The organism is Streptomyces sp. HUAS 15-9, assembly GCF_025642155.1.
GTDB lineage: Bacteria > Actinomycetota > Actinomycetes > Streptomycetales > Streptomycetaceae > Streptomyces.
Genome location: NZ_CP106798.1, coordinates 6,537,646 through 6,552,214, shown reverse-complemented (window position 1 = coordinate 6,552,214; position 14,569 = coordinate 6,537,646). Strand labels below are relative to the sequence as shown.

At 72.4% G+C, this 14,569-nt stretch carries 13 protein-coding genes and 1 riboswitch; of the genes, 3 read left to right on the top strand and 10 right to left on the bottom strand.

The features are described 5' to 3' along the window. The first annotated feature begins 111 nt into the window (after nt 1–111). Nucleotides 112–1,143: a septation protein SepH gene (gene sepH / locus N8I87_RS30275; RefSeq protein ID WP_263213482.1), complete on the top strand. Its 1,032-nt coding sequence runs from the start codon at nt 112–114 to the stop codon at nt 1,141–1,143. A 111-nt stretch (nt 1,144–1,254) separates the two neighbouring features. Here the strand turns inward: sepH and N8I87_RS30270 are convergent, their stop codons facing one another. Beyond that, nucleotides 1,255–2,106, bottom strand: coding sequence for a sulfurtransferase (locus N8I87_RS30270; RefSeq protein WP_263213481.1), 852 nt, complete (start codon nt 2,104–2,106; stop codon nt 1,255–1,257). A gap of 320 nt (nt 2,107–2,426) precedes the next feature. On the opposite strand from N8I87_RS30270, the gene N8I87_RS30265 reads away from it, so the two are divergent. After that, nucleotides 2,427–3,227 carry a VOC family protein gene (locus N8I87_RS30265; protein WP_263213479.1) on the top strand — a complete coding sequence of 267 codons (801 nt, stop codon included), beginning with the start codon at nt 2,427–2,429 and terminating at the stop codon, nt 3,225–3,227. A gap of 16 nt (nt 3,228–3,243) precedes the next feature. Here the strand turns inward: N8I87_RS30265 and N8I87_RS30260 are convergent, their stop codons facing one another. The 5 genes from N8I87_RS30260 to N8I87_RS30240 form a co-directional block, all read right to left on the bottom strand. After that, nucleotides 3,244–3,894, bottom strand: a complete 651-nt coding sequence (locus N8I87_RS30260) for a thymidine kinase (RefSeq protein WP_263213477.1) — start codon at nt 3,892–3,894, stop codon at nt 3,244–3,246. A gap of 90 nt (nt 3,895–3,984) precedes the next feature. Next, on the bottom strand, nt 3,985–5,229 hold the full coding sequence (locus N8I87_RS30255) for an alkaline phosphatase family protein (protein ID WP_263213476.1): 1,245 nt from the start codon (nt 5,227–5,229) through the stop codon (nt 3,985–3,987). Beyond that, nucleotides 5,229–5,825, bottom strand: a complete 597-nt coding sequence (locus N8I87_RS30250; RefSeq protein WP_263213474.1) for a DUF5998 family protein — start codon at nt 5,823–5,825, stop codon at nt 5,229–5,231. The genes N8I87_RS30255 and N8I87_RS30250 overlap by 1 nt, the downstream gene beginning before the upstream one ends. 1 nt (nt 5,826) lies before the next feature. Next, complete coding sequence (locus N8I87_RS30245) at nt 5,827–6,240, bottom strand: hypothetical protein (protein ID WP_263213473.1); 414 nt, start codon at nt 6,238–6,240, stop codon at nt 5,827–5,829. A gap of 18 nt (nt 6,241–6,258) precedes the next feature. Next, complete coding sequence (locus N8I87_RS30240; RefSeq protein WP_263213471.1) at nt 6,259–9,087, bottom strand: bifunctional acetate--CoA ligase family protein/GNAT family N-acetyltransferase; 2,829 nt, start codon at nt 9,085–9,087, stop codon at nt 6,259–6,261. A gap of 179 nt (nt 9,088–9,266) precedes the next feature. On the opposite strand from N8I87_RS30240, the gene N8I87_RS30235 reads away from it, so the two are divergent. Beyond that, on the top strand, nt 9,267–9,548 hold the full coding sequence (locus N8I87_RS30235) for an HPr family phosphocarrier protein (RefSeq protein WP_028802270.1): 282 nt from the start codon (nt 9,267–9,269) through the stop codon (nt 9,546–9,548). A 166-nt stretch (nt 9,549–9,714) separates the two neighbouring features. Here the strand turns inward: N8I87_RS30235 and N8I87_RS30230 are convergent, their stop codons facing one another. From N8I87_RS30230 to N8I87_RS30215, 4 genes are all read right to left on the bottom strand, one after another. Continuing rightward, entirely contained in the window at nt 9,715–10,410 is a 696-nt protein-coding gene (locus tag N8I87_RS30230; RefSeq protein ID WP_263213468.1) for a GntR family transcriptional regulator, read from the bottom strand. A 188-nt stretch (nt 10,411–10,598) separates the two neighbouring features. Beyond that, nucleotides 10,599–11,354 carry a M23 family metallopeptidase gene (locus N8I87_RS30225; RefSeq protein ID WP_263213467.1) on the bottom strand — a complete coding sequence of 252 codons (756 nt, stop codon included), beginning with the start codon at nt 11,352–11,354 and terminating at the stop codon, nt 10,599–10,601. Between the two features lie 12 nt (nt 11,355–11,366). Next, a riboswitch (cyclic di-AMP (ydaO/yuaA leader) is annotated at nt 11,367–11,530 on the bottom strand. A gap of 217 nt (nt 11,531–11,747) precedes the next feature. Then, nucleotides 11,748–13,136: a M16 family metallopeptidase gene (locus N8I87_RS30220; RefSeq protein ID WP_263213466.1), complete on the bottom strand. Its 1,389-nt coding sequence runs from the start codon at nt 13,134–13,136 to the stop codon at nt 11,748–11,750. Beyond that, complete coding sequence (locus N8I87_RS30215) at nt 13,133–14,548, bottom strand: M16 family metallopeptidase (protein WP_263213465.1); 1,416 nt, start codon at nt 14,546–14,548, stop codon at nt 13,133–13,135. Before N8I87_RS30215 ends, N8I87_RS30220 begins: the two co-directional genes overlap by 4 nt. Between the last annotated feature and the right edge of the window lie 21 nt (nt 14,549–14,569).

Below are 14,569 nucleotides of genomic sequence, written 5' to 3'. Positions count from 1 at the left end.
CACGCCAGGCAACTCGGCAAGGTTGTGGCAGGCTGCACCCGGGCAGGCCACACTCGACTAGCGGAAGCAGCGACGCACGTGACGTCGGCAGGCACCACCCGGGAGGTCCCCATGCCCGAACTGCGTGTCGTGGCCGTCTCGAATGACGGCACACGGCTGGTGCTCAAGGCTGCCGACTCCACGGAGTACACGCTTCCGATCGACGAGCGGCTGCGCGCCGCCGTGCGCGGCGACCGGCCCCGCCTCGGCCAGATCGAGATCGAGGTCGAGAGCCATCTGCGCCCCCGCGACATCCAGGCGCGTATACGTGCGGGCGCGACCGCGGAAGAGGTCGCGCAGCTCGCCGGCATCCCCGTGGACCGCGTACGGCGGTTCGAGGGCCCGGTGCTCGCCGAGCGCGCCTTCATGGCGGAGCGGGCCCGCAAGACCCCGGTGCGCAGACCCGGCGAGAACTCCGGTCCCATGCTGGGCGAGGCCGTCCAGGAACGACTGCTGCTGCGCGGCGCCGAGAAGGACACCGTGCAGTGGGACTCGTGGCGCCGCGACGACGGCACCTGGGAGGTCCTGCTGGTCTACCGGGTCGCGGGCGAACCCCACTCGGCGAGCTGGACGTACGACCCGCCCCGGCGGCTCGTGCAGGCCGTCGACGACGAGGCACGCTCGCTGATCGGCGAGTCCGACGACCTCGCCGTACCGGAGCCGAGCTTTCCGTTCGTACCGCGCATCGCCCGGCTGCCCCGCGATCGCCCGCTGGACCGTTCCGTGGACCGCGAGCGGCCGAGTCTGCCGGCGCAGGCGTCCGAGCCCGCCGAGGAGAGCGCGGGCGAACGGGACTCGCTGACCAGCCTGTTGGAGGCGGTGCCGAGCTTCCGGGGCGACATGGTGGTCCCGGAGCGCCCGGCGGAGGTGCCGGAGGAGCCCGTCACCGAGCCCGAGGCGGAGGAGCCTCCCGCCCCCGCGGCCTCGGCCGGATCCGCCTACGCGGACGTCCTCATGCCGCGCTCCGTCGGCAGCCACCGCGACCGTCTCATCGGCGCCACCGACCGCCAGGCCGAGGCCGACGGCGTCCGCCCCGGCCGCCGGGCGGCCGTCCCCAGCTGGGACGAGATCGTCTTCGGGACGCGCCGCAAGAAGCAGGAGTAGCCGGTCGAGCAGCAGGAGTTGGCCGGTCTCGTACGACCGCGCACAGAAGGGGCCCCGCTCGCGAGCGGGGCCCCTTCTCCTGCCGCTACCGGAGGTCAGGTTCTTCTGCCGCTACTGGGGGTCGGGCCCCACGGCCACCGGCCGGGACGGATCCGAGGACCACTCCGACCAGGAACCCGCGTACAGCGCCGCGTCAATGCCCGCGACGGCGAGCGCCAGGACCTCGTGCGCCCCCGAGACACCCGAGCCGCAGTACACGCCGACCTCGGCGTCCTCGGACGCCCCGAGGGACTTGAAGCGGGTCCGCAACTCCTCCGCGGGCAGGAACCGCCCGTCCGCCGTCACGTTCTCGGTCGTCGGCGCGGACACGGCCCCCGGGATGTGCCCGCCGACCCGGTCGATCGGCTCCACGTCGCCCCGGTACCGCTCCCCCGCCCGTGCGTCGAGCAGCACACCGGAGCGGGCCAGCGCGGCGGCGCCGTCCGCGTCCAGCAGCCCGACGGCGCCCGGCGCGGGCACGAAGTCGCCCTCGGCGGGCGTGGACACGTCCGTCGACAGCGGCCCCTCCCAGGCGGGCAGTCCGCCGTCCAGGACCCGCACATCCGGATGCCCCGTCCAGCGCAGCAGCCACCAGGCACGGGCCGCGGCCCAGCCCTGACCGCCGTCGTACACAACCACCGGCCTGCCGGTGGTCACACCCGCCCGGCGCATGACGGCGCCGAAACCGGCCGTGTCCGGCAGCGGATGCCGGCCATTTCTGCCCGGGGGCGAGGCGAGTTCCCGGTCCAGGTCGACGAAGACCGCGCCGGGGATGTGCCCGGCCTCGTACTCGGCCCGGCCGTCGAAGGCCGGCGCTCCCGCCGCCTTGGCCAGGCTGAGCTGCCAGCGGACGTCGAGCAGCACCGGCGGGTTGTCCCCGGTCAAGTCGTGCGCGAGCCGCGTTGCGGTGATGATGGCTTTCATGGCCTCCATCCTTACGTCAGGGGTGGCCGCATCGTCCAGGTCCGACTACTGTGCTCGGCCGGACAGGCTCGATCACCAGGCGTACGGGATCGGGCACATGCTGTGCAGCTGATGGACACCCGGCGGCAATCACCCGGAAACGGGAGAGAAAAGGCAGAGCAGGCATCCTCGCGGCGGCGCCGCACGGCGACGGCGCGGCCGCGACGCGTGGTGTCACGGAGGGTGCGAGCATCGGCACGGGGCGTGCGCGTGACTGCGGCACACCGATCCGGAGAGCGGAAGCGACACGGCCACCGCGAGGGGCCGGGGAGAGAGTGACGATGACCGAGGCACGGGGGTCGGCGGGCCCGAACGGCACGCGAACTCGGCGCGAGCCCGGCACGCCCTGCTGGGTGACCCTGATGGCACACGGGCTGGCCGCGACCGAGGAGTTCTACGGAGCTCTGTTCGGCTGGGAGTTCGAGCCCGGTCCCCAGCAGCTCGGCCCCTATGTGCGGGCTCTGCTCGACGGGCAGGAGGTGGCGGGCATCGGTCAGCTGCCGCCGGACCGCCATCTGCCGATCGCCTGGACGCCGTACCTCTCCTCGGACGACGTGGACCAGATGGCCGAAACGGTACGGCTGTGCGGCGGCACCGTGGGCGTGGGCCCCCTGGACATGGCCGAGGCGGGTCGGCTGCTGATCGCCTCCGACCCCTCGGGGGCGGTGTTCGGCATCTGGCAGGCGGCGGAGCACCACGGCATGGCCGTCTCCGGTGTGCCGGGCACGCCCTCCTGGAACGAGTTGCTCACCTTCGAGACGGCGAGCGTCGCCAAGTTCTACAAGACGGTGTTCGGCTTCCAGGAGGAGGCGGTGGTGTCCGCCGGCTTCGACTATGTGACGCTGCACGTCGGTGGCCGCCCGGTGGCCGGCATCCACGGCGTCGGCAACGCGCTGCCCCGTGACCGGGGCCCGCACTGGCTGACGTACTTCGAGGTCGCCGACACCGACGAGACGCTGCACCGGGTCGCCGAACTGGGTGGCCAGGTCCTGAAGCCGGCCCATGACACCGAGCACGGCAGGGTGGCGACGGTGGCGGACCCGGAGGGCGCGGTCTTCTCCGTGGTCCAGAGCCCGCGCTGAGCCCCGGCGGGGCGCCTCAGTCCGTCGGGACCGGCAGGACGTCCGGGGACAGTGCCGCCGCACGCGCCGTCGCGGCCGTCATACGGCGCCGGTGGTGCCGGCGGCACAGCACCTCGTAGCCGACCTCGTCCATGGACTGGTTGACGTCGCCGACGACCACCTGGGCACCCTCGACGACCATTTCGCCGCCGACCGTGCGCGCGTTGTGGGTGGCACGGGCTCCGCACCAGCACAGGGCCTCGACCTGGAGGACCTCGACCCGGTCGGCGAGTTCCACCAGCCGCTGGGAGCCGGGGAACAGCTTGGAGCGGAAGTCGGTCGTGATGCCGAAGGCATAGACGTCGACGGCCAGGTCGTCGACGACGCGCGCCAGTTGGTCTATCTGCTCCGGGGCGAGGAACTGCGCCTCGTCGGCGATCACGTAGTCCGCGCGGCGGCCCTGGGAGAGATGGTCGACGAGGTACGCGTACAGGTCCTGGCCGTCCCCGACCTCCACCGCGTCGGTGACCAGGCCCAGACGGGAGGACAGCTTGCCCTCACCGGCCCGGTCGTCGCGCGTGAAGATCATGCCGACGAGACCGCGCGCGGAGCGGTTGTGCTCGATCTGGAGAGCCAGCGTCGACTTCCCGCAGTCCATCGTTCCGGAGAAGAACACCAGCTCGGGCATGGGGAGTTGAGCACCTTTCAGCGAGGCGAGGACGGGCGGGGCGACGACGGGCGGGACGGCGGGCGGTGCTTCGAAAGCGAACTTCGAGCTTCAGGAGCGTACTTCGAGCAGGGGCACCAACTGCTCGGCAGGGGTCATCGAACCGTGGTTGCCGATCAGCGCCGACTCCTTCGGCTCCCGCTCGGAGGCGATGATCAGGACGTCGTCGTGCGCGGCCGCGACCACATCGCCGATCCGTGCGTACACCCGGTCGTCGATCCGGGGGCCGAACCAGCCCGCCGCGATCGCCTCGTCCCGCGAGGCCACCCAGAACTGCTCGCCGAGCACCTCGCGCCAGCAGGTGAGGACGTCGTCCTCGGCGCCCGGCAGCGCGTAGACGTGGCGGGCGCGGCCCTCGCCGCCCAGCAGGGCGACCCCGGCGCGCAGTTCCCAGTCCTCGTCGAAGTCGATGCGGTGCTGCTCGTCCGAGGGCACGTCGACCATGCCGTGGTCGGCGGTGACGTACAGCGCGGTGCGCGGCGGGAGCTGCTCGGCCAGCCGCTGGACGAGGCGGTCGACGTACATGAGCTGGCCACGCCAGGTGTCGGAGGCGACGCCGTAGCGGTGCCCGGCGCCGTCCAGCTCGGCGTAGTACGTGTAGACCAGGGAGCGGTCGGCGGCGGCCAGTTGCTCGGCCGCGATGTCCATGCGGTCCTCGCCGGTCAGCCGTCCGTGGAACGCTCCGCCGCTGAGCGCGATCCTGGTCAGCGGGGTGTTCTGGAAGGCGGGGGACGACACCTGGGCGGCGTGCACGCCCGCCTCGTGGGCCAGCTGGAAGACGGTGGGGTACGGCTGCCAGGCACGCGGGTCGGTGTACGGCTGCCAGCGGAGCTGGTTCATCAGCTCACCGGTCTGCGGGTTCCGGGCCGAGTAGCCGGGCAGGCCGTGCGCGCCGGGCGGCAGGCCCGTGCCGACGGAGGCCAGCGAGGTCGCGGTGGTCGCCGGGTAGCCGGCGGTGATCGGGCGTCCCGTACCCCCGCGTGAACTCGCGAGCAGCGAGGTCATGAAGGGGGCCTCGTCCGGGTGGGCCCGCAACTGCTCCCAGCCGAGCCCGTCGATCAGGAAGACACAGTTGCGGTCGGCCGCGGTCAGTTCCCGGATCCCGGCGGTCATACCCGGTACGGCCATACCGGCGGCCAGGGTGGGCAGGAGGTCGGCGAGCGAGCCGCTGCCGTACTCGGGGAGCGGCGCGGTGCCGAGGGCCAGGGGTTCCGGGTGGTCCCAGGCGGTGGAATCAGGAGGTGTGGGCGCGGAGCGCCCTCGATCATGGGCGGCGGGGGGAGACGGGTGGGCCATCAGCTTGTGATGTCCGCTGTCGCTTCGGAGACGGCCTGCGCGAAGGTGAGTGCCTGGCGCACCGTCTCCGGGCCGTCCCCGGCCTCGCTGACGCGCAGGCTCAGGTCGTCCGCCGTCGAGTTGCCCGTGTAGCCGTGGTCGGCCTCGCAGTTGGGGTCGCCGCAGGCGGCGGGCTCCAGGTCGATGCGGGAGACGGCACCCCAGCCGATGGTCAGCACGACCTCGCGGGGCAGCGTGCCCGGCGCGTACTGCTCCGGGTTGGCGACCACCCGGCTGACCACGACGGACGAGATCCGGCCGAGCTTCACGGACTCCGTGGACGTCGTGGCGTACGGCGTCGGGGAGGTGCTGTCGGCGGCCTGCTCGTCGGTGTGGCTGACGATGAAGCGGTTGCCGGTGAGGACGAGGACGGTCACATGCCGCCGCACCTCGTTCTGGTCGAACGTCGTCTCCTGGTGGACCAGGTACGACCGGATGGGCTCGCCGCCCACAGCGGCCTCCACCGCCTCGGCCACGAGGGCCGGGTAGTAGCCGCTGCGCTCGATCGCCGCGCGCAGCCCCTGGGTCGTCGTACTGGTCTTGGCCATGACGTCCATCCTAATCCGTGGGCAAGGGGGGTCCGGGCCAGTCGTGGGCGGCCGGGGCGGCATGGGCACCCGCGCGCGGGTGCCGGAGGACGAGCCCGGGCCGGATGTCGAGCCGTTCCGCGGCGATCAGGCAGGTGACGGGCTCACTGCCGTCGGCGTCCGCTTCGAACGCGACCACCAGGGGCGGTGTTTCGCCGAGCGTCCGCACGAGACGTGCCGTCTCCTCGGTGGTGGGCGGGCGGAAGACGGGGTCCTGGAAGCCGAGCGGACAGGACACGAGGGCCGGGGCGACGAAGACCAGCTCCAGGCCGTGGTGGTAGGTGAGGTCGTGACCGGCGGCCAGGCGCAGCTGCCCGGCGTCCCAGACGATCACTTCCCAGTCCCACCAGCTGCCGTCGGGCAGCTCCCGTCCGGCGATCTCCATGCGGTACCCCCTCCCCGCTCAGTAGGCCGGCAGCGTGCGCGGGCCGAGGTCGTCACGGGCGGGCGGCGGCGCGAGCCGCAGGGTGGCGCCGAGGACGCTCACCCCGTGCGGGGCGACGACGACCGGCTCCAGGGTCACGGCGACGACCTCCGGGTGGTCGTCGACCAGTCGGGAGACGCGCAGCAGCAGCTCCTCCAGGGCGGGTGTGTCGACCGGGGTCGACCCGCGCCAGCCGAACAGCAGCGGCGCGGTCCTGATCGACCGCACCAGCGAGGTCGCCTCCCGGTCGGTGACCGGGACCAGCCGGTGGGCCATGTCGCCGAGCAGCTGGGAGGCGGCTCCGGCGAGCCCGAAGGACAGCACGGCCCCGGCCGCCGGGTCGATCACGGCCCGTACGACGGTGTCGACGCCCCGGGGTGCCATCGCCTGTACGACCGGCCGCAGCCCCTCCGGCTTCCCGAACAGCTCTGTCAACTCGGCGTACGCCCGTCGCAGTTGCTCCTCGTCCGCCAGATCGAGCCGGACGCCGCCCAGGTCGGCGCGGTGGCGCAGATGGGGGGCGGTGGCCTTGAGGGCGACCGGGTAGCCGAGGGTCCGGGCGGCCTCGGCGGCGGTGTCGGGGGTGGGGGCGGGCAGTGCGCGGCGGACGTGGATGCCGTACTTCCCGAGCAGCTCGCAGGTGTCCTCCGAGCCGAGCGTGAGTCCCTGTCCGCGCTCGAGCAGCCCGCCGATCAGCTCCGCGGCGCCCTTCTCGTCGATGTCGTCGTACTCGGGGACCCGGCCCGGATCGGCGGTCTCGCGGCGCCACTGCGCGTACTTCACGGCTTCGGCGAGGGCCCGGGCGGCCCGCTCCGCGGCGGGGTAGGCGGGGATCAGGCGGGAGCCGTCCGGGGCGGCGTCCGCCGGAACCGGTGCGGCGCCGGGGGACGGCTGTGCCGCTCCCGCGCCGGGCGTGCGTTCCGTGGGGCGGTTCGGTGCCGTACTGGCCGCGGCCGACAGCGCCTCCGCGAGCCCGCCGAGCTCCACGTGCACGACGAGCGCCGGTTTGGAAGGCGCGGCAGCGGCGGCGGACCGCAGTGCCTCGGCCAGCTCCGCGTCCCCGGGTGACCCCTCCCCGATGGCCGGGATGGCCGTGACGACCACCGCGTCGCACGAGTCATCGGCCAGCGCCTGGGACAGGGCCCGCCGGAAGTCCTCCGCGGTGGCGCCCGTCGTCAGGTCCAGGGGTCGCTGCGGCCGCAGCCCCTCGGAGAGGCACGCGTCGTACGTCAGCTGTCCCAGGGACTCGGAGTTCCCCAGGATCGCCACCCGCGGCCCGCCGGGCAGGGGCTGCCGGGCGAGCAGCAGCCCCGCGTCGACCAGTTCGGTGATCGTGCCGACCCGGATCACCCCGGCCTGCCGCAGCAGCGCGGAGACGGTCTCGTGCGACAACTGCGTGGCCCGGACCGCATGGCCCTGTGGAGCGGACCCGGCCCCCTGCACCACGACCAGCGGCTTGGCGGCGGCCGTCCGCCGGGCGAGGCGGGTGAACTTGCGCGGGTTGCCGATGGATTCCAGGTACATGAGGACGACGTCGGTGTCGGGGTCGTCGTACCAGTACTGGATGACGTCGTTGCCGGAGACGTCGGCGCGGTTGCCGGACGCGACGAAGGTGGACACGCCCGTGACCCCGGTGACCCCGCCGCCGCGCCGGTGCAGCCGGGACAGCAGCGCGATGCCGATCGCCCCGGACTGGGCGAAGAGCCCGATCCGGCCGGGGCGGGGCAGCTCCGGTGCCAGGGACGCGTTGAGCCGCACCTCCTCGGAGGTGTTGATGATCCCGAAGGCGTTGGGCCCGATGATGCGCATGCCGTACGCGCGCGCGTGCCGGACGAGTTCACGCTGCCGCTCACGGCCCTCGGGTCCGCTCTCCGCGTATCCGGCGGAGAGTACGACGAGCCCCTGCACGCCGTGTTCCCCGCACTCGGCGACCACCTCGGGCACGCGCTCGGCCGGTACGGCGACGACCGCGAGGTCGACGGGGCCGTCGATGTCCCGCACCGAGCGGTGGGCGGGCACGCCGTCGATCTCCTTCAACTCGTCCGGGAAGGCCTTGTTCACGGCGTGCAGGCGGCCGGTGAACCCGGCGTCCCGGATGTTGCCGAGGACGCCGCGGCCCACCCCGCCCGGCGTGCGTCCGACGCCGACGACCGCGACGGAGCCGGGCGCGAGGAGCCGCCGTACGGACCGCGCCTCCGCGCGCTGCTCCCGCGCGCGCTGCACGGCGAGCGAGCGGTTCGTGGGTTCGAGGTCGAATTCCAGGCGTACGACGCCGTCCTCGAAGCTGCGTTTCTGGGTGTAGCCGGCGTCCGTGAACACCTTGATCATCTTGGAGTTGGCGGGCAGCACCTCGGCGGCGAACCGGCGGATGCCGCGCTCGCGCGCGACGGCCGCGATGTGTTCGAGGAGGGCGGAGGCGACTCCGCGCCCCTGGTGCGCGTCCTGCACGAGGAAGGCGACCTCGGCCTCGTCGGCGGGGGCGGAGGCGGGCATGCCGCCGGCACCAATGCGGTCATAGCGTACGGTTGCGATGAACTCGCCGCCGATGGTGGCCGCGAGTCCCACCCTGTCCACAAAGTCGTGGTGCGTGAAGCGGTGGACGTCCTTGGCGGACAGTCGTGGGTACGGCGCGAAGAAGCGGTAGTACTTCGACTCGTCCGAGACCTGCTCGTAGAAACTGACCAGGCGGTCGGCGTCATCAACGGTGATGGGCCTGATGCGCGCGGTACCCCCGTCGCGCAGCACTACGTCCGCCTCCCAGTGAGTGGGGTACTCGTGCCGGTCCTGCCGGCCCGCCGAGGTCTGCATGGGCCCCAGAGTACGGCTCGCGTCGGACAACGGCGCGAGGCAGTCTGTGGAGGACGGAAGTCGGATCGAGGCCGAGGTCCGACGTCATCTCCGGAGCGGAGCACAGGCCCGCTCCGGGCATGCTTCACGATATGGGAAACTGGTCTAGACAACCCTGAAACAGTGAAGGGCAGCATCACATGGCTGAGCGCCGCGTCAACGTCGGCTGGGCCGAGGGCCTCCATGCCCGCCCCGCCTCCATCTTCGTCCGGGCCGCCACGGCCTCCGGCATCCCCGTGACGATCGCCAAGGCCGACGGCAACCCCGTCAACGCGGCCTCCATGCTGGCCGTCCTCGGGCTGGGCGCCCAGGGCGGCGAGGAGATCGTTCTCGCTTCCGACGCCGAGGGCGCGGACGCCGCCCTCGACCGTCTCGCGAAGCTCGTCGCCGAGGGCCTCGAGGAACTGCCCGAGACCGTCTGAGCCACCGCGCCGAACGCCGGAGCCGCGTCTGCCCTTTCGGGCGGCGCGGCTTCGCCGTATTCGCACGGAAATTCCGGACGCACGGAAATCAGGGCAGCACGCACAGAAATCAGGGCAGCGGAAATACACCTCCGCCGAATACCCTTCTTTGTATACGGCGCTCGTGTTAATGCCGCAGGCCCGACATGTTTACGGCATGTTGCGAAGTCCTCACACGGTCCGAACGGTCCCCGCCGCCGGGAAAGCGCAATCGGTGCGCGGATGTCGCGCGCTCGGTGTGCAGTGCCGTGATCGCCCGCGCGCGCTCGCCGTCGCCGCGCGCCACCGCGTCCACGATGGCGCCGTGCTCCGTCCAGGACTCCACCGGGTCGGCGGGCGCCTCCACCGTGTACATCCAGGCGATCTTGTGCCGCAGCTGGGTCAGCATCGAGGTCAGCGCGTGACTGCCGCAGGCCTGCGCGAGCGTCTCGTGGAACCAGCCGCCCAGGGAGCGCAGATCCTCGCTGTTGCCCCGCCTGGCTCGCTCCTGGCCCAGCCTCACCAGGCCGCGCAACACCTTGAGATGGGCCTCGGTGCGCCGCTGCGCGGCCCGGGAGGCGCCGAGCGGCTCCAGCAGCATGCGCATCTCCAGCAGATCGGCGGCCTCCTGCTCGGTCGGTTCGGCGACGCACGCGCCCGCGTGCCGCCGGGTCACCACGAAGCCCTCGGCCTCCAGGGTGCGCAGTGCCTCGCGGACGGGGACGCGCGAGACGCCGTAGCGGCGCGCGAGGAGTTCCTCGGTGAGCCGGCCGCCGCGCTCGTAGACACCGGCGACGATGTCGTCCCTGATCGCCGTGCATACCGAGCTCGCCGGAATACGCATGACCGACCTCCGCTTTAATCCCCGTGAAACGTCGCCGCTTGACGTGTGTTCCGTGACTCTATTGCAATCAACGGGAATTTCCGATGGCGTGCCGGAATCCATGGATATTTTTTGGACAGCCAGGCGGCCGAAACGGCGAAAGCCCCGGCTCGGGGAGCCGGGGCTTCGGGAAGCGGTGCGCCGTGCCGTCAGACGTTCACGCCGTGCTTGCGGAGGTAGGCGAGGGGGTCGACGTCCGAGCCGTACTCCGGGGTCGTCCGGGCCTCGAAGTGGAGGTGCGGCCCGGTGACGTTGCCGGTCGCGCCGGAGAGGCCTATCTGCTGGCCGGGCAGGACCTTCTGGCCCACGGAGACGCCGATGGACGACAGATGGCCGTACTGGGTGTACATGCCGTCCGCCATCCGGATCACGATCTGGTTGCCGTACGATCCGCCCCAGCCGGTCGACACGACCGTGCCGGAGCCCACCGCGTGCACGCTGGTGCCGCTGGAAGCGTGGAAGTCGATGCCGGTGTGGGAGCCGGAGGACCACAGGGATCCGCCGGTCTTGTAGCCGGTGGAGACATACGAGTTCGCGATCGGTGTCACGAAGGCGTTGAGCCGCTTGCGCTCGGCCTCGCGGGCGGCGCGCGCCTTGGCCTCGCGCTCCTTCTCCGCCAGCGCGACGGCCTTCTTGCGCGCGGCCTCCTCGGCCGCCTTCTGCTCGGCGGCCTGCTCCTGGGCCGCGGCCTGGGCGTCGATCTGCTCGGCGACCGAGTCGCCCATGGTGATGACCGGCGTGAGACCGGTGTCCGCGGGGGCGGGCTCGGCGGCGAGGGCCGGGGAGGCCGCGAGGGTGCCGATGGCACCGGTGGTGGTGAGGGCCGCGACGCCCGCCGCGCGGGCGGTGGTGCGATGCATCCGGCCGGGACGGCGGTGCTTCCCGGTGGCGCGCGTGAACGCCATGTAGTGGCTGGTCCTTTCCTTCCCTCTCGCCTACCGGGTTAGCTGACGGGTTCGGAGCAGGAAGGTCTCCTACGGACCCCCTCGCGGCACGCGCGGGTGTCCGATTCACCCCAGGGACTGCGTGGGTCCCCGGCTCCCCTGGCTCGCGCCGTACGGGGACTCGGCGATGACTGTCCGGTGCCGCGGGTGCGGCGCACTGCCCGACGAACAGCCTGGACGACGCTATGCGGGCGGTCTTTCGATCCCCAAACCGATCACTGTTTTTGTAGCGCATCCCACAGGGCAGACAGGCAACCTCCACCCCAATTCGGACATCTTGGGGAAAGGTCCGTGGGGTCCTGACGGCCCGTCGGCCGTCAGGACCCCACGCGCAGGACCCACGCGCGCGTGCCCCTACTCGGCGGAGACGACGGTGACTTCGCCGATGCCGAGAGCCTCGACCGGCTCCTTGATCTGGGCGGCGTCGCCCACCAGGACCGTCACCAGACGGTCCACCGGGAAGGCGTTGACCGCCGCGGCGGTGGCCTCCACGGTGCCGGTGGCGGCGAGCTGCCGGTACAGCGTCGCCTGGTAGTCGTCCGGCAGATACTGCTCGACCTGGTCGGCCAGCGTGCTCGCCACGGCTGCCGCGGTCTCGTACTTCAGCGGCGCGACCCCCACGAGGTTCTGCACGGCGACGTCGCGCTCGGCGTCGGTGAGGCCCTCCTCGGCGAGCTTGCGCAGCACCGCCCACAGGTCCTGCAGCGCGGGACCGGTGTTCGGGGTGTCCACCGAGCCACTGATGGCGAGCATCGAGGCACCCGTGCCGTCCGGGGCGGACCTGAGGACCTGCCCGAACGAGCGCACACCGTAGGTGTAGCCCTTCTCCTCGCGCAGGACGCGGTCCAGACGGGAGGTGAGGGTGCCGCCGAGGCAGTACGTGCCGAGCACCTGGGCGGCCCACACGCGGTCGTGCCGGTCCGCGCCGACCCGGCCGATGAGCAGCTGCGTCTGGACGGCTCCGGGTCGATCCACGATGACGACCCGGCCGGTGTCGTCGGCGGTCACCGGCGGCACGGGCCGCGGCTGCGCCGAGGAGCCGCTCCAGGCGCCCAGGGTCTCGCCGAGCAGCGCGTCCAGGTCGATGCCGGTGAGGTCGCCGACGACCACGGCGGTGGCCGTGGCGGGCCGCACGTGCCGGTCGTAGAAGCCGCGGACGGCCGCCGCGTCGATCTTCTCGACCGTCTCCTCGGTGCCCTGGCGCGGGCGCGACATGCGCGCGGTCGCCGGGAACAGCTCCTTCGAGAGCTCCTTGGCGGCACGGCGGGAGGGGTTCGCCAGCTCGTGCGGGATCTCGTCGAGGCGGTTGCGCACCAGCCGCTCCACCTCGCTCTCGTCGAACGCGGGTGCCCTGAGGGCGTCGGCGAGCAGGCCCAGCGCCTTGCCGAGGCGGGAGACGGGGACCTCCAGGCTCAGCCGGACGCCCGGGTGGTCGGCGTGCGCGTCCAGGGTCGCGCCGCAGCGCTCCAGCTCGGCGGCGAACTCCTCGGCGGAGTGCTTGTCGGTGCCTTCGGAGAAGGCGCGCGCCATGATCGTGGCGACGCCGTCGAAACCGGCCGGCTCGGCGTCCAGCGGCGCGTCCAGCAGCACCTCGACGGCGACGACCTGCTGGCCGGGGCGCTGGCAGCGCAGAACGGTCAGGCCGTTCTCCAGCGCGCCACGCTCGGGGGCCGGGAAGGCCCACGGCTTCGCCTCGCCCGCACGGGGCTGGGGGTGGAACTCCATCGCGGCGAGCTCGGTCACTTGGCCGCCTCCTCGTCCTCGTTCTGGTCGGCGGTGGACGCTTCCACGGTGGCTTCCGACTCCGGGTCCTCGGGGAAGTCCTCGTCCTGGGTGTGCTCCGCGGACTCGGCGGAGAGCGGCTCGTAGACGAGCACCGCGCGGTTGTCCGGGCGCAGGCGGGCCTTGGCCACCTCCTGGACCTCCTGCGGCGTCACCTCCAGGACGCGCTGGACGGCGGTCAGGGCGAGCTGCGGGTCGCCGAACAGGACCGCGAACCTGCACAACTCGTCGGCGCGGCCCGCGACCGTGCCGAGCCGGTCCAGCCACTCGCGCTCCAACTGGGCCTGGGCGCGCTCCATTTCCTCGGGGGTGGGACCCTCCTGAGCGAAGCGGGCGAGCTCCTCGTCGATGGCGGTCTCGATGACCGGCACCTCGACGTCACCGGAGGTCTTCACGTCCAGCCAGCCCAGCGAGGGCGCCCCGGCCAGCCGCAGCAGACCGAACCCGGCCGCCACGGCCGTACGGTCGCGGCGCACGAGCCGGTTGTACAGGCGGGAGGACTCGCCGCCGCCCAGGACGGTGAGCGCCAGGTCGGCGGCGTCCGACGCGCGCGTGCCGTCCTGCGGGAGCCGGTAGGCGGCCATCAGCGCGCGGGCCGGGACCTCCTCCACGACGACCTCGCGCAGCTGCTCGCCGATGACCTCCGGCAGCGAGCCGTCGCGGGGCTCGGGCTTGCCGTCGTGCGAGGGGATCGAGCCGAAGTACTTCTCGATCCAGGCCAGGGTCTGCTGCGGGTCGATGTCGCCGACCACGGAGAGCACCGCGTTGTTCGGCGCGTAGTACGTCCGGAAGAACCGGCGCGCGTCCTCCAGCGTGGCCGCGTCCAGGTCGGCCATCGAACCGATCGGCGTGTGGTGGTACGGGTGGCCCTCCGGGTAGGCGAGGGCGGTCAGCTTCTCGAAGGCGGTGCCGTACGGCACGTTGTCGTAGCGCTGCCGGCGCTCGTTCTTGACGACGTCCCGCTGGTTTTCCATGGACTCGTCGTCGAGGGCGGCCAGCAGCGAGCCCATGCGGTCGGCCTCCAGCCAGAGGGCGAGCTCCAGCTGGTGGGCGGGCATGGTCTCGAAGTAGTTGGTGCGCTCGAAGCTGGTGGTGCCGTTGAGCGAGCCGCCGGCGCCCTGCACGAGTTCGAAGTGGCCGTTGCCCTTGACCTGCGCGGAGCCCTGGAACATCAGATGCTCGAAAAGGTGAGCCAGGCCCGTACGGCCCTTGACTTCGTGGCGGGAGCCGACGTCGTACCAGAGGCACACCGCCGCGACCGGGGTCAGGTGGTCCTCGGAGAGCACCACGCGCAGACCGTTGGCCAGGCGGTGCTCGGTCGCTGTCAGGCCCCCGGAGCCTGCCTCGGCCTTGGTCGTGTGACCCATGGGCATGTACGTCCCTTCGATCGCGGA

Coding starts and splice junctions, on each gene's coding strand:
- N8I87_RS30260 (WP_263213477.1), bottom strand. CDS start 3,894: ATGCCCGAGCTGGTGTTCTTCTCCGGAACGATGGACTGCGGGAAGTCG.
- N8I87_RS30215 (WP_263213465.1), bottom strand. CDS start 14,548: ATGCCCATGGGTCACACGACCAAGGCCGAGGCAGGCTCCGGGGGCCTG.
- N8I87_RS30255 (WP_263213476.1), bottom strand. CDS start 5,229: ATGGCCCACCCGTCTCCCCCCGCCGCCCATGATCGAGGGCGCTCCGCG.
- N8I87_RS30235 (WP_028802270.1), top strand. CDS start 9,267: ATGGCTGAGCGCCGCGTCAACGTCGGCTGGGCCGAGGGCCTCCATGCC.
- N8I87_RS30270 (WP_263213481.1), bottom strand. CDS start 2,106: ATGAAAGCCATCATCACCGCAACGCGGCTCGCGCACGACTTGACCGGG.
- N8I87_RS30265 (WP_263213479.1), top strand. CDS start 2,427: ATGACCGAGGCACGGGGGTCGGCGGGCCCGAACGGCACGCGAACTCGG.
- N8I87_RS30230 (WP_263213468.1), bottom strand. CDS start 10,410: ATGCGTATTCCGGCGAGCTCGGTATGCACGGCGATCAGGGACGACATC.
- N8I87_RS30245 (WP_263213473.1), bottom strand. CDS start 6,240: ATGGAGATCGCCGGACGGGAGCTGCCCGACGGCAGCTGGTGGGACTGG.
- N8I87_RS30225 (WP_263213467.1), bottom strand. CDS start 11,354: ATGGCGTTCACGCGCGCCACCGGGAAGCACCGCCGTCCCGGCCGGATG.
- sepH (WP_263213482.1), top strand. CDS start 112: ATGCCCGAACTGCGTGTCGTGGCCGTCTCGAATGACGGCACACGGCTG.
- N8I87_RS30250 (WP_263213474.1), bottom strand. CDS start 5,825: ATGGACGTCATGGCCAAGACCAGTACGACGACCCAGGGGCTGCGCGCG.
- N8I87_RS30240 (WP_263213471.1), bottom strand. CDS start 9,087: ATGCAGACCTCGGCGGGCCGGCAGGACCGGCACGAGTACCCCACTCAC.